13 protein-coding genes are annotated in these 21777 nt (G+C 48.4%); 2 read left to right on the top strand and 11 right to left on the bottom strand.

Features of this window, described 5'->3' with window-relative positions; genetic code table 11:
• Window positions 1–10: 10 nt before the first annotated feature.
• From LPW36_RS06175 to LPW36_RS06155, 5 genes are all read right to left on the bottom strand, one after another.
• Window positions 11–3331, bottom strand: a complete 3321-nt coding sequence (locus tag LPW36_RS06175) for a hemagglutinin repeat-containing protein (RefSeq protein ID WP_230608646.1) — start codon at window positions 3329–3331, stop codon at window positions 11–13.
• A gap of 543 nt (window positions 3332–3874) precedes the next feature.
• Window positions 3875–4372, bottom strand: coding sequence for a contact-dependent growth inhibition system immunity protein (locus LPW36_RS06170; RefSeq protein WP_230608645.1), 498 nt, complete (start codon window positions 4370–4372; stop codon window positions 3875–3877).
• Window positions 4372–5286: an endonuclease toxin domain-containing protein gene (locus tag LPW36_RS06165; protein WP_230608644.1), complete on the bottom strand. Its 915-nt coding sequence runs from the start codon at window positions 5284–5286 to the stop codon at window positions 4372–4374. The genes LPW36_RS06170 and LPW36_RS06165 overlap by 1 nt, the downstream gene beginning before the upstream one ends.
• A 490-nt stretch (window positions 5287–5776) precedes the next feature.
• Complete coding sequence (xerC, locus tag LPW36_RS06160; RefSeq protein WP_230608642.1) at window positions 5777–6808, bottom strand: site-specific tyrosine recombinase XerC; 1032 nt, start codon at window positions 6806–6808, stop codon at window positions 5777–5779.
• Window positions 6801–9800: a CHC2 zinc finger domain-containing protein gene (locus LPW36_RS06155; RefSeq protein ID WP_230608641.1), complete on the bottom strand. Its 3000-nt coding sequence runs from the start codon at window positions 9798–9800 to the stop codon at window positions 6801–6803. Before LPW36_RS06155 ends, xerC (LPW36_RS06160) begins: the two co-directional genes overlap by 8 nt.
• Before the next feature lie 101 nt (window positions 9801–9901).
• On the opposite strand from LPW36_RS06155, the gene LPW36_RS06150 reads away from it, so the two are divergent.
• Window positions 9902–10303, top strand: a complete 402-nt coding sequence (locus tag LPW36_RS06150) for a helix-turn-helix domain-containing protein (RefSeq protein ID WP_230608640.1) — start codon at window positions 9902–9904, stop codon at window positions 10301–10303.
• Window positions 10304–10884: 581 nt separating this feature from the next.
• On the opposite strand, the gene LPW36_RS06145 is transcribed toward LPW36_RS06150, so the two are convergent.
• The 4 genes from LPW36_RS06145 to LPW36_RS06130 all read right to left on the bottom strand — a co-directional run bounded on the left by LPW36_RS06145 (window position 10885) and on the right by LPW36_RS06130 (window position 16693).
• Window positions 10885–11154, bottom strand: coding sequence for a hypothetical protein (locus tag LPW36_RS06145; RefSeq protein WP_230608639.1), 270 nt, complete (start codon window positions 11152–11154; stop codon window positions 10885–10887).
• Window positions 11154–12179: a CdiA C-terminal domain-containing protein gene (locus tag LPW36_RS06140; protein WP_230608643.1), complete on the bottom strand. Its 1026-nt coding sequence runs from the start codon at window positions 12177–12179 to the stop codon at window positions 11154–11156. Before LPW36_RS06140 ends, LPW36_RS06145 begins: the two co-directional genes overlap by 1 nt.
• A gap of 490 nt (window positions 12180–12669) precedes the next feature.
• The gene (gene xerC / locus LPW36_RS06135) at window positions 12670–13701 is read right to left on the bottom strand and encodes a site-specific tyrosine recombinase XerC (RefSeq protein WP_230608642.1); all 1032 of its coding nucleotides are present in this window, start codon (window positions 13699–13701) and stop codon (window positions 12670–12672) included.
• Window positions 13694–16693 carry a CHC2 zinc finger domain-containing protein gene (locus tag LPW36_RS06130; RefSeq protein ID WP_230608641.1) on the bottom strand — a complete coding sequence of 1000 codons (3000 nt, stop codon included), beginning with the start codon at window positions 16691–16693 and terminating at the stop codon, window positions 13694–13696. The genes xerC (LPW36_RS06135) and LPW36_RS06130 overlap by 8 nt, the downstream gene beginning before the upstream one ends.
• A gap of 101 nt (window positions 16694–16794) precedes the next feature.
• Here LPW36_RS06130 and LPW36_RS06125 point away from each other — a divergent pair, with 101 nt between their 5' ends.
• Window positions 16795–17196, top strand: coding sequence for a helix-turn-helix domain-containing protein (locus LPW36_RS06125; RefSeq protein WP_230608640.1), 402 nt, complete (start codon window positions 16795–16797; stop codon window positions 17194–17196).
• A 581-nt stretch (window positions 17197–17777) separates the two neighbouring features.
• On the opposite strand, the gene LPW36_RS06120 is transcribed toward LPW36_RS06125, so the two are convergent.
• Both LPW36_RS06120 and LPW36_RS06115 read right to left on the bottom strand, forming a co-directional pair.
• Complete coding sequence (locus tag LPW36_RS06120) at window positions 17778–18047, bottom strand: hypothetical protein (protein WP_230608639.1); 270 nt, start codon at window positions 18045–18047, stop codon at window positions 17778–17780.
• On the bottom strand, window positions 18047–21777 hold a 3731-nt coding region (locus tag LPW36_RS06115; RefSeq protein ID WP_230608638.1), incomplete at its 5' end, for a hemagglutinin repeat-containing protein. The genes LPW36_RS06120 and LPW36_RS06115, both read right to left, overlap by 1 nt.

The following is a 21777-nucleotide window of genomic DNA, read 5'->3' as shown; positions in this document are numbered from 1 at the left end:
CATTGGTCTATTACCTAAACTTTATTTCTATATTTCTGAGTCCGTTTTCAAGCTGAGTCATTTGTGGATTTCCTTTTATATCGACAGTCCAGCGAGCGCCGGTGTTAGAAGAAGATATATTTCTTAATGTAATATTAGTTCCATCCTGTAGCCGAGTTGTATAAATACCATCTTTTACTTTTGTTAAAGGTTGGCCAGCTAATTGTTCAGCATAATTATATATCTGATTATCAGTTAAATTTTGGCTCTCAAAAACTCTCGTTGTATAACGATTTCCGCCACTTCCTTGCCTGATAGTCTGACCATCTATCGTTAACTCTTGAGAAGGTGAGTTCTTATCATAAATTTTTGACAGTTCATCAAAGCGGCTTTGTTGCTGTTCCCGGTTACGCGCATTCTCTTCATCCTGCGGCCCCCATCCTCCCGGAGTCCCAGAACCCGTTCCACCCATATCAGCTTTTTCAGCATCCGTCAGATTTCTCGCTACATTTGGCACCGGCGGCTCATCATCCCCAAATATCGATGCAATAATCGCCCCGAGACCAACAGCACCACCGCCGCCGCCACTGTTCCCGATAACGCTACCACCGCCATCCATAACACCTATGCCGTCTTTACAGTACACCGGACCACATTTGTTACCCAGCGCATTATTCTCAGTCGCATTCTTCCCAGCCTGCGCCCCAGCAAACGCATTAGCAGTACTATCCCCGGTGATCCCTCCTGCCAACCCCGCCGCCACGGTGCTTAACAAACTCACCGTTTGTCTTTGTTCTTCCGTCAACATATCACGTTCGGTATTTGGGTAAAGCTGTTTGGCAATGTACTCTCCCATTGCCGCACCTGCCGCGCCAGCTAATGCTGAGTTACCATTGGTATTCGCCACCACCGCGCCCAATACCGCATGGGCCATGATATTTGCTGCATCATTATCTTTGGTCAGATTTTTAATCACATTCGCCACATAAGGAGCTGAAGCCCCCGCCAGCGCCTGTGACATATCGCCTCCAGCCAGCCCCTGCAATGCAGCCACTGCCGCCTGTGTCGCCCGCTGAACATCACCACCGGTACCAAATGTGCGTAACCCGTTCTCATAGGCCCGATCTTCTATGGCCTTCTGAGTGATTTCCAGCCCCCCGGCTTGCAACTCAGCCTCCGCTTGCGCTAACGCTGCCGGGTCTTTCTTCGCTTTCTCACCGTAAATCGCACCCTGAGTAGCAACGATATCGATCATCTGACCGCCTATCTCACCTATCAGTTGGATCTCTTTTAACCGGTTCTGCTCTTTCTCTTTATCAAAGATAGGACTGATACTGCCGTTGGCATTCTCAACATCACGGCTCAGGTCAGCAATATCTTGCTGCTGATTCGCCTTATCCCTGATAACAATAGTCCCTTCCGATATCGCCGCCTGTGTCGTGCCAGATGCACTACCGTCATTACCACCAACAGCAATCATACCGCCTGCAACGTTGCCGATAAATTTACCGCCACCGTCACCACCGGCACTAATCCCTACACCCTGACGTTGCGTCTTAAACTCGGCTTTATTCTCAATATTGCTGAAGCCCAGAGTACCGGTATCAAGCTGGTTTTTATCCGCACTGGCAGTACTGCTGATAACCGCACCATCAAGCTGAGTGTGATTACCTACCGTAATATCAAAACCACCAAGACCTGCATAAATCCCGGTCTGTTCCTGAACGCTATCATAAGTGCTGTGCATCTTATCGCGGCTATAGCTGAAATTACCGCCTGCGTTAGAACCCCAAAGCGGGATGCTAACTCCCCCGCTGACGTTCTGCTGCTTCGCATCGTAATTATCGCTGTCCTGCTGGCTTTGCAGCCACAGGTCACGCCCCACATTCATGGTAACCTGTTCACCGCTAACCAGAGCGCCAGTCAGCGCCGTATCACGCTGGCTGTTGATAGTCAGTTGATTACCGGTATCAATGGTGGTTTCTGCCCACTGGGTGCCATTCCCTTTGTCATGACCGCTACCCTTATTGGCATTAGCAAATATGCTAACCCCCATCTTGCCTTCAGTACCGACACCCGCGCTAACGCCAATGGCACCACCGCTGCTGCTGTTTTTTCCGGTAGTTTTCTGGGTATTTGCCGCTCCCGTCAGCAAGATATCGCGTTCTGCGCTTAGCGTAGTGTCTCCACCGGCTTTAAGCTGGCTACCGCCAATCACAATATCGCCACTGGTAGCACCATCGCCTTTACCATAGGCGATAATATTCAGGTCATTACCCGCATTCAGCACCGAGCCTGTAACCGTATTTTGATCCAGATGTTGTTGCGAAGAGGATTTCTGAAAGCCAATAGAGGCGCTGATACCCACCAAATCATTAGATTTATCTTTAACATCTTTTAGGCTGTCCAGCACTGCGCCCTGTGCAGCCTGCACACCATACAGCGCTGACTTCACACCATTGAGCGCCGCCAGACGGTCATCACTTTCATCTTTGGCCTGCTGAGCGGCAGTAAAGCCTGAGTTAATCGCTCCACCGACCACCCCGGAAAGTGCCAGATTAAGCCCCTGAGTTTTCTGCTCATAGCGTTCATCACGCTGACGCAGATCATGCCCCGGATCGATCAGCACGTTATCGGCAATAATATTGATGTCTTTTGAGGCGATCACATCGGAACCACCAATATGAGCCTGCTCACCGGCAAAAATACTCACGCTTCCGCCGGTGGAACCAATCATGCTGGCGCTCTGGCTTTGGGTGGTGCTGGCATCATCAATCTGATGGCGCGAGCTGGTTGTGCCAATGGTAAAGCCCAGGCCACCACCGCTAAATACACCGCTCTTTTTCTTTTCATTCAGTCGGTAAGTGGATTGCTCTTCCACCGCCGCCAGAATATTGACGTTATTACCGGCTTTTAATTTCAGGTCACCATCACCAATAACCGATGAACCGGTAATATTCAGGTCATGGCCGGCAGATAAGGTCACATTATCACCGCTAAACAACGAACCTTTTTCACTGGTCGCGTAATCCTGCTCCACTTTATGGGTAACAGTTTTCGACATGAAACCGGATTTCTTTTTGGTTTCCTCAAAGAAACGATAATCACTTTCTGTTGCCGTAGTGATATTGATATCCCGGCCGGCATTGGCATAAACGTCTTCTTTTGCCGTCACCGATGCAGCCTGAGCATTAATATCCTGACCCGCAATAATCTGAACATGTTTACCGCCGACAATCTCGGTGCCCTGCTGGCTAACAGATTCGGTTATTTCCTGTTTGCGTTTACCGTGGGTCTCTTGATACTCACGGCTTTCTGCCGTGGTCAGGTTGACGTCACGACCGGCAGCCAACGAAACTGAATTTCATTAAAATATTAATGAATAACCACAAGAATTATATCATTCATAACGCCCGGTATTTTCAGCATAAAAAAGCCGGTATTTCTGGCATAAAATATGCTCAATTATTAATCGGTAACATTAGAATCCAATTGGATTCTAATGTTTAAAATAACAACAAAAACTAGATCCTAGTGAGATTCTTCATGTAGATTCCAATTAGAATCTATAGCATCTATCCATTTGATTTATAATAACAGAATCCTAATGGATTCCTGCTAGATTCTTAATGGAATCCTTGCGGATTCTGCAAGGATTACTCATCCAAAAAAAGTTAAAAATAAAAAAACATTTAAAATCTAATACACTGAAATATAGATTAAATCATGCAAAATGCAATTTTGCGTGGGGTGTGGTAAATGAAGGTCAAAGAGTGAGTATACTGGCAACGTTTTTATCGGGTGGAATTTTTAAATTTGTGCGACAGGAATTTTTATCTAATCCCGACCCGTTCAAGCAGGTCAGGATTTCAATAATAATTTAACTTGATATTATTTATTTGCAGCGACTCAATGCCAGGCGAAGACCAGCACCGATTTCAGCCGGTGAATTGTCTACAGAAAGAATAACATCTTCAATACCATCACCTTTAGTTCTTCCCCAGGCTTCCAGTTTTTCATGGCGGGTTGGGGATATCTTGATTACATTATTTACCAGATGGATACTGCAATTTTTCATATCTTTAAATAATGCACGCTTAGATTTATAACCGTATTTTTCCATTAACATAACTATCCAAGCAGCATATTGCTCTTTACCTTTTTCGCGATCAAAGAAGGTCTCACATTCTTTAACTGTCAATGTTCGACTATCAGACAATGCTTGTAATATTGTTTCACCAATATCATTCTCACTGGCATCAGATTGTAATAAATGAGGTAAAAATAGAGAATCTCTACGGACTCGCCCAAGTCCCGAGTATGTTTCTATACTTATAAATTCTTGTGTAACAAAAACATTTACCCAATAATCCTGATCTTTATTAAATTTCATTATTTCACCTGCGTTACTTTAACGACTACACCCTGACTCTTACCGTACTCAATGGCTCGATTAATTTCTGTCCATTGTTTTTTGGTTGTATTAGCTGGTATAGCCAATTGAATTTCTCTATTAACAATCATTGATGATGTGAGCGTGTCACCAGAAAGTGATGCTTTCTCAAACTTCGCAGCGGCATCAATATTTCCTTTGATCGAGCTGTAGACCTGATTAGGGTTAGCCAGTTTCGCCATCGTCTGTGTATCCATTGATTTGGCGCTTACTGCTGTTTTGGTTGCGCCATCGTAGTAATCAAACGTCTTAAAGTTTTGAGGCAATCTGGCATCGGCAGGAAGACTAGCACCTACATAATCCTCCCACGGCATTCCCTGCTTCAAATTGCCCTGCCCCCACTTCAGTCCAAGCTCTGACGCGCTCACGGTAGCCGCCGCCGTATTTCTACCGGCAAACGAGATTGCCGCTTTTACCAAATCCTTCGCCAACAACCCACCAGAGAGCAACATAGCCTGACTCTCCGGGTCTGCAATAAACGTCGCAAACTTCGCCCAGTCAGCACTATTGGTATCTATCTTCGCCAGATCCTGTGAGTTCCAGTATTGAACATAAGCTTTAGCCTGATCGTCTCGCATCACCTCAAGACCAAGGATATCCCCCATCCATTCCGGTCGTTCAGTGGCTTGTATGCCACCATAAGCCAGTTCTTTATCCCAACCCAGACATATCAACGGGTCAGTGGCACATTTCGAATCCAGCTCAGCACTGCGTTCATCGCTGATTTTCTGATATTTCGCTATAACGGCCTGACAGTCTCCGCCTGTCGCCCGGCATGTCTGCATTTCTTTATCAAACGCCAGACTTTCATCAGAACTTAGATAGTTATTCTCCACAACAACTTCATCCGACATGAAGTTGTGTGTCGAACACCATTTTTACCAGTGCTATCAGTATGTTGCAAGCCATTTTTACCAGTGCATTTTGATGTCCGGACGACGAAGCCCCGACGCGCACTTTGGCACCCCGTTAGCCACTTTCCCCAAGACTGTTAAAGAGCAGACAACACCCACATCATACCAGCAGTATTAACCGCTGCCATTACCTGTTTTACCCTTTCGGGGTTTGACCAGAACCGGGGACGGTTTCACAGCTTGCGACGCACAGGATGTGCCAGTGACGCGAAGCACATGGATGTGCGAGAGCGTCCTGTGAGACTGGCGCCGGTTGGCGGGCACGGGCTGGCGAGGCCCGTCAGACGACCTCAGACGCGTTATAAGCGCCTGTTCATTAAAGCCAGGGGTTTACTTAACGAAAGAGATTAATGCGGAATGAGGCGGGAACCGACGGGATTTTGCGGGATATCACCGTACCGGCTCGTGACTCAGCGGACTATGCCACCGTTTACTCTACTGACGCCGGGTTACTGTCCTTCAGTACCGCCGGGTGGGTGGCCGTATGCACCGCCTGTAATGCACGGATACTCACCTGTGTATAGATTTGCGTACTCTCCAGACTCGCATGGCCCAGCATCGCCTGTATCCAGCGGATATCTGCGCCATTTTCTAACATCTGGGTCGCCATCGCATGACGGAACAGATGGCAACTTCCCCACGTCGCAAGACCTGACGTTTTGATGTAATGGCCCACCGCATGGGTAATGCCGTTCGGTTGTAACCCCTTCACGCCGTCCATCGCCACGAACAACACCTTAAGGTCGGGGTTAACGATTAAGGCGGGTCTTACCTGATGAAGATAATGCTGTACCCACCACAGCGCCCTGTCCCCTATCGGGATGACCCGGTCTTTCTTTCCCTTACCCTGTACCACCGTCAGCGTTTTTCGACTGCCGTCCACGCTGTACACCGCAAGGTTAGCCGCTTCGGCTCTACGTATTCCCGTTGACCACAGTAACTCCATTAATGCCCGGTCACGGATACCCTGTGCGGTCGTTAAGTCCGCCAGACTCAGCACCTGCTCCACCTCCTCCACGCTCAGGATATGACGCGGCAGCCGTTTCTCCAGCCTCGGCAACTCAAGGTCTGCCGCCGGATTCGCCAGTATCAGTCCCTGCTGCGTCATCCAACGGAACCACACCTGTAACGGTTGCAGCGTGGTACGCTGGGTTCGGGGGCTTAACGGCTCACCATTCTTTTTACGATACTGGTGCAGATGACGCTGGTAACGCTCAAGGACAGGGCGGGTGATTTCACCGGCATAATGCAGCCCACGCTCTGCTGACCACTGGATAAAACGGTAACTGTGATGTGTCTGCGTCTTCAGCGTCGTCTCTGACCAGTTGCGCTCCCTGCGCCATGCCACGAACCGCAACAGTAATGCATACAGGCTCTTCGGGTCACTCGCCGGGCCGATAGGTTTACGATAGACCTCATCCACCGTCAACAGCGCATCTTTACGGGGTTGACGGTTAGCCATGAGTCACCGCCAGTGCTTGCTTATCCTTGCGGGTGACGGTGGTAACCGGTTTCTTTTTTCCCTTTATTACTGCGTTCGCATCAGCACCAACTTGCGAACCCGTCAGACCTTGTGCTATCTGAGTTGGCGCAGCATTTTTCTCATCCAACTTGATACCAACTCGGGGGCAACTTGGCACCAACTTACTCTTTTCACAGTCCAACTTGCGCTCTTCGCTCGCGCTGTTTTCCACTTCAAGCAGTCCGCACAGATGCGCCGCACCCTCGCCGCCACCGTCCCACAGCAGTTCGTATTGCAACAGATGCCCACGACTGCCGCCATGCAGCAGCAGGTATTCCATTTCAACCAGTCGCATACAATGCACCTTCAGTTGGTTATCGCTCCAGTTGGTGGCGGCCCGGATATCCCTACGGGTGAAGCGCACCTCTCCGTGCTGACAGTTCTTCTGCTGTGCCATCGCTTTCACCATCGACTGAACCAGTACCAACAGTTTTCTCGTCTGCGGTGGCATCTCGTCCAGCGTTCGCCCTAACACTTCATGAGCCAGCTTATTAGCCAGTGCGATATCACTTTTCTGCACCTCGATATACTCAATAACCTTTCCACGATGTTCTGCCCGTTTCACCTCTCGCTGATACTGGTGCAACAGCGTTATCGACTGGATTAACGTCAGATACTTCATATGGTCGCGCCGGGTTCGGGTTTTATCTGATAAGAATGTCAGTTGATGGGCGAACGGATTGACCACCTTCAGCGGCCGCAGTAACCGTTGCGCATTCTGGTGCAGTCTGGTTAAGTAACCTTTTTCACTCTCGGCCAACAGACCTTCCAGTGTCTGGTTATGCCGCTGAAGCGCATGGATGGCCTGCGTCTGTTCCCGTGATTCATTCACCGTTAACACTAAGCAGCGGTTTAGCAGTTCTTCATCCACGTCGATGGCTGTGGTGGTTAACATCAGCATCACCGGACCCTGTACCCGGTATTCCCGCGTCACCAGTTCGCCACTTTGTTCGTTCTTGCCGGTTGACGCTATTTTCAGCTCCCCGTCGCTTTGTAACAGCTTTAACGCATAGGCTGCCTGTCGTACCCCTTCTTCTTCCGCTATGGCCAGTATCTTATGTTGCAGTGAGGTTTCGCCCAGATAGTAGAGGCTCTGACCGGTCATGGCCGAGTATTGTATTCGTTCTTCTTCCGGCATCAGACCCAGCACCGCATCCATCAGGCTGCTTTTACCGGCTGCCGAACTGCTTTGTATCAGCACCGCCAGCGGCTTATCCAGCTTGCGACTCACCGCTGCCAGATAGCCGGTTAACAGGTTGGTCGATTCACCCACCACGCCACAGGATGCCAGGTCATTCACCACCCGTTCACTCAGCTCAGGGGATGTGAGTAACTCAAGGGCTGCCAGCTCATCTTCACCGCTGACCACCACTGAAGGAGGTTCACTCTTTGAAGCCTGAAGCTGTTCATCCTGCTTCTGCTCCAGCATCAGCAGCACCCGACCACATTCCCGTTTCATCACCGCAGACTCACACTCAAGCTCACCGGCTGCTGTGCTAATATATCCTTGGCGGTGGCGCGAACTGTACATATCCAGACTGTCCACATGAAACAGCCCGGTGGTTTCATCCCTCACCTGTACGCTGACTTTCATCACTTCACTGACGGTGTTTTTCTGCCAGCCACGCACCCGCCACACGCGAGGGCCACAGCGTAACAGCAGTTCACCCGTGCCGGTCTGTTCGCACGGCACCACATCAACCACCGGCACCGGGGCGGCTAAAAAAGAAGGTGTATCCCCGCCTGATGATGCAGTTTCATGACTGAAAACCACCCCCGGCCCGGCACCCTTTCCCATCCACTGCGCCTGTTGCAGCGCCAGACCTAACGCCGATTCAGGGTGACCGCTTTTCAGCGCATACTCGTTGGCATCCATCCCTTGCGGGAACCGTACCCGCCATGCCTCGATACCGAGTTCCAACAACTCACCGGCAACAGTTTCCGCCCCCCGATCGCCAGCTTCGTCCCTGTCGTAGGCGATCATGACCCGCTTTACGCCGTGATACTGCAACGCATCAAGATGATCTTTGTTAAAACCATTGCACCCGTAAGCCGCTATCACATTGCGGAACCCCGCACACCAGAACGTCATCGCATCGATTAATGCCTCACACAGGATGATGTCAGTCGAGGCTTTCATGACGTCTTCATTCCACACGCCACCTAACGGTGACGGCAGGTACAGGTGTTTCGGGTTGCCCTTGATGATTTTGTAGTCCGGCTGGGTGCGACGACCATACAACTGTAACACCCGCCCACGGTGTGCCACATGAGCTGATTCAGACCAGCCAATAACCGGCATCACCACACAGCCACGGAAGTGGTCCTGATTGGTGGTTGAACGCAACACACCCAGCCCGGCCAGCTTGCCACGCAACCGCTTGCCCTCTTTACTGTACGCTGACGGTAATATCCCGGCCTCACCGGACACACCATGCAGCCCGGCAAACCCCAGTTTAAAGTGACTCACCAGTTCCGGGTGAGTCAGACCACGGCGAACCAGCCATTCCTGCGCCTCCGGGCTGTTCAGCAGATTCTGATGGTAAAAGTCGATAACCTGATTGAGCAGCGCCTGACCATCATCATCAAGGTCAGTCAGTCTGGCCCGTGGTGCCGATTGTAGCCCCGCAGAGACGGCTAAAGAAGAGGTGGAAGGCAAGCCTCTTAATATCCCCACCGCCTCTTGCAGGCTCTGATTCAACGTTTTCATCTGCCAGTCAATCACCGATCCCGCTGCACCGCAGCCAAAACAGTGATACAGGTTTTTGGTCGGGCTAATCACCATGGACGGGGTTTTCTCCGCATGGAACGGACACAGCATCACATAATCTTTGCCCTTCCTCTTCAGCTTATGCCCCTGAGATTCGGCCAGCATCAGTAACGATACATCGCGCTTTAGCTCATCAATTTCATGTTTGGGAATACGGGGCATAAAAAGGATTCCTTTAAAAACTTGTCAATGGACATTTATGTAGATAATATTATCTACATAATATTTGATTTGCAACAAACAGTTAAAAAGGAGGCTGTATAATGAATACTTTCATTTTATTATGTGAAGGTATGGATATGTCAGCATTTGCAGAACGCCTTCGTTTACTGCGTGAAGCCCGCAGTTTGAGCCAAGTTCGCCTAGCTGAGCTGCTAAATGTAGATCCACGTGCTTATAACCGCTGGGAAAAAGGGACAACTGCACCTCACCTTGATACTGTGATTAAGATTGCAGATGTACTTCAAGTATCAATTGATGAATTGGTTGGCCGTAAAGCGATATCTGATGACGTGAAGGTTCGTAATCACATCTTACATTTATTATGGCAAAAGGCTGATTCATTGCCTGATTCTGAGCAACAAGCGTTGATAACTGTGTTAGACAGTTTTGTTAAGAAGGCAATGGTAGAACAAGCGATGAGATTAAACGGTGTTAAACGCTGAGTAGTGCGGCAATAATAAGTTCGCTCTTCACTATTGAGAACCAATAAATAAAATCTAGGTCAGCGTATTTATCTGATCTGAATTTTTAATATTAACACTTTCAGCATTTTTCTTAGCAATACATTCATGAAGGTATTTCCCCGTATCTTATCACTGACAACGGCCGGTATTTCTGGCATAAAATATATTCAATTATTAATCGGCAACATTAGAATCCAATTGGATTCTAATGTTTAAAATAACAACAAAAACTAGATTCTAGTCAGATTCTTCATGTAGATTCCAATTAGAATCTATATCACCTATCTATTTGATTTATAATAACATAATTCTAATGGATTCCTGCTGGATTCTTAATGGATTCCTTATCCAACAAAAAGTTAAAAATAAAAAAACATTTAAAACCTAATACCCTGAAATATAGATTAAATCATGCAAAATAAAATTTTGCGTGGTGTGTGGTAAATGACAGTCAAAGAGTAGGTATGTGAGCAACATTTTTATTCAGAGGGATTTTTTAATTTGTTCGACAGTAATTTTTATATATCCCGATCAGTTTGAGCTGACCGGAATTAACATTTTTATTTAGTTTCTTTTATATAATAACTAAACCGATTACTTCCTAGAGGATCTTCAACTAATAATCTACCACACTCAGGACACTTATATACATCGGTTCTGAATTGATTATATTCACTAAAAAAAGACTCTGAATCAAATTTACCTCCAATCTCATCCCACTTAGTAAAAAGAGCCGCCATATCTTTTTGAGGAATAAGATCATATAAAAAATCTTCTTCCATTGTGTGTACAACCATTACGTATCCACATTGACATGCTAACTTTGACATTATTTCGCCCCTGACGCTGGTCGTTCAAAACGGTAAATTTGTCCTTTTGAATCTTGAAAAAATACTGTATTGATATTCTTAACTGATGGTTTTCCCCATAATCTAGATGACATAGATTGCATATCTTGTAGAGATAAATCAATTTGAGTCAGTACTGCTGTTGTTTGACTATCTTTCTTCTCTATTGCTTTGACAATATTGCCCAAACTTACTGTTTGAGGTGTATAGACATCAACTTTACCAATACCATTAACCCATAAGTCTGGCGTGCGGACGCCAGAAATACCTTTATCGGAAGCTGTCGCCTTATACGTAACATCATAACCCAACTCACTAAAGGTGCTTCCAGCCCTTAGCTCATTACCATTTGGCTTTGCACCAAACTCATAAGTTACTTGCCCCTTAGATAAGGCATTCTCAGCTTTACTAATAATATTCTGGCTAGCCAAACCACCAAATATTGCCGCCGTTCCCAGACCAATATTGAGTGCACTCTCGCCATACTTTCCATCAATCGCCTGACCAATACCCGTTCCTGCCTGATAAGCGCCGCCAGCAGCCAGGCTTGCACGAGCCGCTGTTCCCACACCACCCGGCAAAGCTAATAACACCTCAGTTCCTATCGCCGCCTGACCAGACTGAACGCTATACCCTTTTAAGTAACTAACTGCTTCGTTATAAGCCTTTGCCTCAGCGTCCGTTGCCATAAAGGCTTGATTGTTAGCTATCATCCGTACAGCTTCTGCCGCTTTTTCCGGTGAATAACCGTAAAGGATTTGTAATTCAAGACCGTATTGATTGAGTTGACCAGCCAGTTCTTGTTTTTCACTATCAGTCATAAGCTGGCCTGACTGATATTTACCCAGCAGAATATTACTGGCCCGGTCTTCATTGGTGAGTCTGACGATATTTTGTGAGGCTTCCAGCAAGTTATTACCCGCCTTCTGATCGTCCAATGCTTTCATCAACGCTTCATTTTTTGAAGGTGACAGCGCATTATTCTCCACAACAACTTCATCCGACATGAAGTTGTGTGTCGAACACCATTTTTACCAGTGCTATCAGTATGTTGCAAGCCATTTTTACCAGTGCATTTTGATGTCCGGACGACGAAGCCCCGACGCGCACTTTGGCACCCCGTTAGCCACTTTCCCCAAGACTGTTAAAGAGCAGACAACACCCACATCATACCAGCAGTATTAACCGCTGCCATTACCTGTTTTACCCTTTCGGGGTTTGACCAGAACCGGGGACGGTTTCACAGCTTGCGACGCACAGGATGTGCCAGTGACGCGAAGCACATGGATGTGCGAGAGCGTCCTGTGAGACTGGCGCCGGTTGGCGGGCACGGGCTGGCGAGGCCCGTCAGACGACCTCAGACGCGTTATAAGCGCCTGTTCATTAAAGCCAGGGGTTTACTTAACGAAAGAGATTAATGCGGAATGAGGCGGGAACCGACGGGATTTTGCGGGATATCACCGTACCGGCTCGTGACTCAGCGGACTATGCCACCGTTTACTCTACTGACGCCGGGTTACTGTCCTTCAGTACCGCCGGGTGGGTGGCCGTATGCACCGCCTGTAATGCACGGATACTCACCTGTGTATAGATTTGCGTACTCTCCAGACTCGCATGGCCCAGCATCGCCTGTATCCAGCGGATATCTGCGCCATTTTCTAACATCTGGGTCGCCATCGCATGACGGAACAGATGGCAACTTCCCCACGTCGCAAGACCTGACGTTTTGATGTAATGGCCCACCGCATGGGTAATGCCGTTCGGTTGTAACCCCTTCACGCCGTCCATCGCCACGAACAACACCTTAAGGTCGGGGTTAACGATTAAGGCGGGTCTTACCTGATGAAGATAATGCTGTACCCACCACAGCGCCCTGTCCCCTATCGGGATGACCCGGTCTTTCTTTCCCTTACCCTGTACCACCGTCAGCGTTTTTCGACTGCCGTCCACGCTGTACACCGCAAGGTTAGCCGCTTCGGCTCTACGTATTCCCGTTGACCACAGTAACTCCATTAATGCCCGGTCACGGATACCCTGTGCGGTCGTTAAGTCCGCCAGACTCAGCACCTGCTCCACCTCCTCCACGCTCAGGATATGACGCGGCAGCCGTTTCTCCAGCCTCGGCAACTCAAGGTCTGCCGCCGGATTCGCCAGTATCAGTCCCTGCTGCGTCATCCAACGGAACCACACCTGTAACGGTTGCAGCGTGGTACGCTGGGTTCGGGGGCTTAACGGCTCACCATTCTTTTTACGATACTGGTGCAGATGACGCTGGTAACGCTCAAGGACAGGGCGGGTGATTTCACCGGCATAATGCAGCCCACGCTCTGCTGACCACTGGATAAAACGGTAACTGTGATGTGTCTGCGTCTTCAGCGTCGTCTCTGACCAGTTGCGCTCCCTGCGCCATGCCACGAACCGCAACAGTAATGCATACAGGCTCTTCGGGTCACTCGCCGGGCCGATAGGTTTACGATAGACCTCATCCACCGTCAACAGCGCATCTTTACGGGGTTGACGGTTAGCCATGAGTCACCGCCAGTGCTTGCTTATCCTTGCGGGTGACGGTGGTAACCGGTTTCTTTTTTCCCTTTATTACTGCGTTCGCATCAGCACCAACTTGCGAACCCGTCAGACCTTGTGCTATCTGAGTTGGCGCAGCATTTTTCTCATCCAACTTGATACCAACTCGGGGGCAACTTGGCACCAACTTACTCTTTTCACAGTCCAACTTGCGCTCTTCGCTCGCGCTGTTTTCCACTTCAAGCAGTCCGCACAGATGCGCCGCACCCTCGCCGCCACCGTCCCACAGCAGTTCGTATTGCAACAGATGCCCACGACTGCCGCCATGCAGCAGCAGGTATTCCATTTCAACCAGTCGCATACAATGCACCTTCAGTTGGTTATCGCTCCAGTTGGTGGCGGCCCGGATATCCCTACGGGTGAAGCGCACCTCTCCGTGCTGACAGTTCTTCTGCTGTGCCATCGCTTTCACCATCGACTGAACCAGTACCAACAGTTTTCTCGTCTGCGGTGGCATCTCGTCCAGCGTTCGCCCTAACACTTCATGAGCCAGCTTATTAGCCAGTGCGATATCACTTTTCTGCACCTCGATATACTCAATAACCTTTCCACGATGTTCTGCCCGTTTCACCTCTCGCTGATACTGGTGCAACAGCGTTATCGACTGGATTAACGTCAGATACTTCATATGGTCGCGCCGGGTTCGGGTTTTATCTGATAAGAATGTCAGTTGATGGGCGAACGGATTGACCACCTTCAGCGGCCGCAGTAACCGTTGCGCATTCTGGTGCAGTCTGGTTAAGTAACCTTTTTCACTCTCGGCCAACAGACCTTCCAGTGTCTGGTTATGCCGCTGAAGCGCATGGATGGCCTGCGTCTGTTCCCGTGATTCATTCACCGTTAACACTAAGCAGCGGTTTAGCAGTTCTTCATCCACGTCGATGGCTGTGGTGGTTAACATCAGCATCACCGGACCCTGTACCCGGTATTCCCGCGTCACCAGTTCGCCACTTTGTTCGTTCTTGCCGGTTGACGCTATTTTCAGCTCCCCGTCGCTTTGTAACAGCTTTAACGCATAGGCTGCCTGTCGTACCCCTTCTTCTTCCGCTATGGCCAGTATCTTATGTTGCAGTGAGGTTTCGCCCAGATAGTAGAGGCTCTGACCGGTCATGGCCGAGTATTGTATTCGTTCTTCTTCCGGCATCAGACCCAGCACCGCATCCATCAGGCTGCTTTTACCGGCTGCCGAACTGCTTTGTATCAGCACCGCCAGCGGCTTATCCAGCTTGCGACTCACCGCTGCCAGATAGCCGGTTAACAGGTTGGTCGATTCACCCACCACGCCACAGGATGCCAGGTCATTCACCACCCGTTCACTCAGCTCAGGGGATGTGAGTAACTCAAGGGCTGCCAGCTCATCTTCACCGCTGACCACCACTGAAGGAGGTTCACTCTTTGAAGCCTGAAGCTGTTCATCCTGCTTCTGCTCCAGCATCAGCAGCACCCGACCACATTCCCGTTTCATCACCGCAGACTCACACTCAAGCTCACCGGCTGCTGTGCTAATATATCCTTGGCGGTGGCGCGAACTGTACATATCCAGACTGTCCACATGAAACAGCCCGGTGGTTTCATCCCTCACCTGTACGCTGACTTTCATCACTTCACTGACGGTGTTTTTCTGCCAGCCACGCACCCGCCACACGCGAGGGCCACAGCGTAACAGCAGTTCACCCGTGCCGGTCTGTTCGCACGGCACCACATCAACCACCGGCACCGGGGCGGCTAAAAAAGAAGGTGTATCCCCGCCTGATGATGCAGTTTCATGACTGAAAACCACCCCCGGCCCGGCACCCTTTCCCATCCACTGCGCCTGTTGCAGCGCCAGACCTAACGCCGATTCAGGGTGACCGCTTTTCAGCGCATACTCGTTGGCATCCATCCCTTGCGGGAACCGTACCCGCCATGCCTCGATACCGAGTTCCAACAACTCACCGGCAACAGTTTCCGCCCCCCGATCGCCAGCTTCGTCCCTGTCGTAGGCGATCATGACCCGCTTTACGCCGTGATACTGCAACGCATCAAGATGATCTTTGTTAAAACCATTGCACCCGTAAGCCGCTATCACATTGCGGAACCCCGCACACCAGAACGTCATCGCATCGATTAATGCCTCACACAGGATGATGTCAGTCGAGGCTTTCATGACGTCTTCATTCCACACGCCACCTAACGGTGACGGCAGGTACAGGTGTTTCGGGTTGCCCTTGATGATTTTGTAGTCCGGCTGGGTGCGACGACCATACAACTGTAACACCCGCCCACGGTGTGCCACATGAGCTGATTCAGACCAGCCAATAACCGGCATCACCACACAGCCACGGAAGTGGTCCTGATTGGTGGTTGAACGCAACACACCCAGCCCGGCCAGCTTGCCACGCAACCGCTTGCCCTCTTTACTGTACGCTGACGGTAATATCCCGGCCTCACCGGACACACCATGCAGCCCGGCAAACCCCAGTTTAAAGTGACTCACCAGTTCCGGGTGAGTCAGACCACGGCGAACCAGCCATTCCTGCGCCTCCGGGCTGTTCAGCAGATTCTGATGGTAAAAGTCGATAACCTGATTGAGCAGCGCCTGACCATCATCATCAAGGTCAGTCAGTCTGGCCCGTGGTGCCGATTGTAGCCCCGCAGAGACGGCTAAAGAAGAGGTGGAAGGCAAGCCTCTTAATATCCCCACCGCCTCTTGCAGGCTCTGATTCAACGTTTTCATCTGCCAGTCAATCACCGATCCCGCTGCACCGCAGCCAAAACAGTGATACAGGTTTTTGGTCGGGCTAATCACCATGGACGGGGTTTTCTCCGCATGGAACGGACACAGCATCACATAATCTTTGCCCTTCCTCTTCAGCTTATGCCCCTGAGATTCGGCCAGCATCAGTAACGATACATCGCGCTTTAGCTCATCAATTTCATGTTTGGGAATACGGGGCATAAAAAGGATTCCTTTAAAAACTTGTCAATGGACATTTATGTAGATAATATTATCTACATAATATTTGATTTGCAACAAACAGTTAAAAAGGAGGCTGTATAATGAATACTTTCATTTTATTATGTGAAGGTATGGATATGTCAGCATTTGCAGAACGCCTTCGTTTACTGCGTGAAGCCCGCAGTTTGAGCCAAGTTCGCCTAGCTGAGCTGCTAAATGTAGATCCACGTGCTTATAACCGCTGGGAAAAAGGGACAACTGCACCTCACCTTGATACTGTGATTAAGATTGCAGATGTACTTCAAGTATCAATTGATGAATTGGTTGGCCGTAAAGCGATATCTGATGACGTGAAGGTTCGTAATCACATCTTACATTTATTATGGCAAAAGGCTGATTCATTGCCTGATTCTGAGCAACAAGCGTTGATAACTGTGTTAGACAGTTTTGTTAAGAAGGCAATGGTAGAACAAGCGATGAGATTAAACGGTGTTAAACGCTGAGTAGTGCGGCAATAATAAGTTCGCTCTTCACTATTGAGAACCAATAAATAAAATCTAGGTCAGCGTATTTATCTGATCTGAATTTTTAATATTAACACTTTCAGCATTTTTCTTAGCAATACATTCATGAAGGTATTTCCCCGTATCTTATCACTGACAACGGCCGGTATTTCTGGCATAAAATATATTCAATTATTAATCGGCAACATTAGAATCCAATTGGATTCTAATGTTTAAAATAACAACAAAAACTAGATTCTAGTCAGATTCTTCATGTAGATTCCAATTAGAATCTATATCACCTATCTATTTGATTTATAATAACATAATTCTAATGGATTCCTGCTGGATTCTTAATGGATTCCTTATCCAACAAAAAGTTAAAAATAAAAAAACATTTAAAACCTAATACCCTGAAATATAGATTAAATCATGCAAAATAAAATTTTGCGTGGTGTGTGGTAAATGACAGTCAAAGAGTAGGTATGTGAGCAACATTTTTATTCAGAGGGATTTTTTAATTTGTTCGACAGTAATTTTTATATATCCCGATCAGTTTGAGCTGACCGGAATTAACATTTTTATTTAGTTTCTTTTATATAATAACTAAACCGATTACTTCCTAGAGGATCTTCAACTAATAATCTACCACACTCAGGACACTTATATACATCGGTTCTGAATTGATTATATTCACTAAAAAAAGACTCTGAATCAAATTTACCTCCAATCTCATCCCACTTAGTAAAAAGAGCCGCCATATCTTTTTGAGGAATAAGATCATATAAAAAATCTTCTTCCATTGTGTGTACAACCATTACGTATCCACATTGACATGCTAACTTTGACATTATTTCGCCCCTGACGCTGGTCGTTCAAAACGGTAAATTTGTCCTTTTGAATCTTGAAAAAATACTGTATTGATATTCTTAACTGATGGTTTTCCCCATAATCTAGATGACATAGATTGCATATCTTGTAGAGATAAATCAATTTGAGTCAGTACTGCTGTTGTTTGACTATCTTTCTTCTCTATTGCTTTGACAATATTGCCCAAACTTACTGTTTGAGGTGTATAGACATCAACTTTACCAATACCATTAACCCATAAGTCTGGCGTGCGGACGCCAGAAATACCTTTATCGGAAGCTGTCGCCTTATACGTAACATCATAACCCAACTCACTAAAGGTGCTTCCAGCCCTTAGCTCATTACCATTTGGCTTTGCACCAAACTCATAAGTTACTTGCCCCTTAGATAAGGCATTCTCAGCTTTACTAATAATATTCTGGCTAGCCAAACCACCAAATATTGCCGCCGTTCCCAGACCAATATTGAGTGCACTCTCGCCATACTTTCCATCAATCGCCTGACCAATACCCGTTCCTGCCTGATAAGCGCCGCCAGCAGCCAGGCTTGCACGAGCCGCTGTTCCCACACCACCCGGCAAAGCTAATAACACCTCAGTTCCTATCGCCGCCTGACCAGACTGAACGCTATACCCTTTTAAGTAACTAACTGCTTCGTTATAAGCCTTTGCCTCAGCGTCCGTTGCCATAAAGGCTTGATTGTTAGCTATCATCCGTACAGCTTCTGCCGCTTTTTCCGGTGAATAACCGTAAAGGATTTGTAATTCAAGACCGTATTGATTGAGTTGACCAGCCAGTTCTTGTTTTTCACTATCAGTCATAAGCTGGCCTGACTGATATTTACCCAGCAGAATATTACTGGCCCGGTCTTCATTGGTGAGTCTGACGATATTTTGTGAGGCTTCCAGCAAGTTATTACCCGCCTTCTGATCGTCCAATGCTTTCATCAACGCTTCATTTTTTGAAGGTGACAGCGCATTATTCTCCACTGCATTCTTTCCAGCCTGCGCACCAGCTAAAGCACTCGAACTGCTATCTCCCGTAACGCCACCAGCCAATCCTGCAGCCAGCGTACTCAATAATGAAACAGTCTGCTTCTGCTCTTCGCTTAGTTTATCTTTTGATATACCAGGATAAAGCTGCTCTATTATCAGGTTCCCGATGAGTTCGCCAGTCGCTGCGCCAGCAGCACCGGCTGCAGCATTGCCACCGTTCAGTTCTGCATTCACCGCGCCTAAAATAGCGTGAGCAACAGCGCTGGCTGCTTTGTCGCCTTCCAGCGGTTTCAGCATATGCGCCAACTCTGGCGCAGCCGCAGAAGACAGTATTGCACCAATATTACCACCACCGGCAAGTGCCTGTATGGCTGCTGTAGCACCGCTAATACCCCGTTGCAGGCTGCTACCGGTTCCATAATCCTGCATTGCCGTTCGACCAGCCTGTTCAGCAATGTCCTTTTCGCTCGGATTACTGTTGCCTTCGTTAACTAGCTGTGTTTTTGCTGCCGCCAGTGCTTCCGGGTCTTTCATTGCATTCTGTTTTGCAATTTCGCCCTGTGTACGCACAATATCTGCCGCCTGCTGACCGATTTCCCCGATAGTTTGCACCGTCTCAAGACGCTTTTGCTCTTTCTCCTTGTCGAAGATTTTACCAATGCTGCCGTTAGCATTTTCAGTATCACGACTCAGGTCAGCAATATCCTGCTTCTGATTTGCTTCATCACGAATGGTAATATTGCCATTAGCAATGGCTGACTGAGTGGTACCTTCCGCATGTCCGGACTTATTCATGCCCGTCAACATACCGCCAGCCATATTTCCGGTGAAATCGCCGCCCTGTGATGGCATCGCTCCACCACTGATACCCACACCCTGATGCTGAACCTTATAGTCAGCTTCATTATGAATATCCGTCCAGCCCAACGTACCGGTATTGAGATTATTTTTATCTTCTGTCGCAGTGGAAGAAATCACACCGCCATCAAGCTGGGTATGATTGCCTACGGTGATATCAAAGCCACCTTTACCGGCATAAATACCGCTTTGTTCCTGCACTGAGTCATAATCACTGGTCATTTTGCTCTGACTGGCATTCAGATATCCACTGCCCGTCATTGAACCAAACGTAAAGCTACCGCCCGCGGCCACACTATGTTGTTTGCTGTCATAATCTTCACTGTCCTGCTGGCTACTGATAGTAAGATTACGCCCCGCATCAACGGTCACTTTATCGGCGCTGACCAGTGCACCATTCAATGTGGTATCGCGTCCACTGGTAATCGTCAGCGATTTACCACTATCAACCGTAGTTTCAGTCCACTCGGTACCGTTACCTTTCTCTTTGCCCTTTGACGAATTCACCCCGGCAAAAATACTCAAACCCGCGCCATTACTACCGCCACCGAAACTTATGCCAACATTACCGCCGCTACTGCTGTTGCTTCCAGTGGTTTTCTGGGTATTTGCTGCACCCGTCAGGAGAACGTCATTTTTGGCACTCAGGCTGGTATCGCCACCGGCTTTCACCTGACTTCCGGCAATGATGATATCGCCACTATTTGAGCCAGACGCGGTTTTATTATTCCCTGTTGCTGTGATAGACAGATTATTGCCCGCATTAATCGTGCTGCCACTGACGTTGTCGCTTTGGTGATGTTGTTCAGATTTCGATTTTTGGTGACTTAACGAAATACTGACACCAATACCATTGTTTGGGTCACCGTTTGCCTGTGCCAGTTCTACACCCTGAGCAGCTTGCACACCGGAGAGTGCGGCCTTAACACCCTGAAGTGCCGCCAGACGGTCATCACTTTCTGACTTCGCTGACTGCGCCGCACTCACTGCATTATTGATAGCACCGCCTACTGCACCAGAAAGGGCGACAGTGATACCAGTAGATTTCTGCTCAAACTTCTGATCTACCGTGCGTTTATCGTGACCTGGGTCAATCATTACGCTGTCACCGGTAATACTGATATCACGATTTGCAATCACATCAGAACCACTGACTCTCACCTGATTACCGGCCGCGATACTGACATTTCCTCCCGTACTACCGATGGTGGAAGCACTCTGGCTTTGAGTCGTACCGGCTTCTTTACGGTCGTGGGTGGTTTTACTGGTACCAATCGTAATACCAATACCTCCGGTCCCCATTACGCCAGATTTTTTGGTTTCCTTAAAGCGCCAGGAGGTGTCCGTATCCGTCGCTGCGATGATGTTGACATCATTACCTGCATTCAACCTGACATCTGCATCCCCAACAACCGAAGAACCCTTGACCGTCAGGTCATTGCCCGCAGTGACAGTCACATTATCACCGGAGAGCAGGGTGCCTTTCTCCCGGGTGGCGCTATCCTCACTGATGGTATGGGTCGTCTTTTTGCTAAGGAAGCCACTGCTGCTCTTTTTCTCTTCCTTATACGAGTAATCGCTTTCTGTTGCGGTGGTCAGTGTCACATCACGTCCGGCATGCAGTGTAATATCACTTCCTGCCACGACATTGGCTGCTTCAGCCGTGACATCCCGACCTGCAATAATGGTTGTTTTATCACCGCTCAGAATCTCCGTGCCTTGCTGGCGTACGGATTCATTAATTTCTTTCTTGCGCTTACCGTAGGTTTCCTGATATTCCCGGCTTTCTGCCGTGGTCAGATTAACGTCACGCCCGGCAACTAATGCAACGGAATCCTCTGCGGTAATGCCTGCAGCTT

It is taken from the genome of Limnobaculum eriocheiris (genome assembly GCF_021010575.1).
GTDB classification, from domain to species: Bacteria; Pseudomonadota; Gammaproteobacteria; order Enterobacterales; family Enterobacteriaceae; genus Limnobaculum; species Limnobaculum eriocheiris.
The sequence above is the reverse complement of the archived record's forward strand: the minus strand, read 5'-3'. Positions and strand labels throughout refer to the sequence as shown.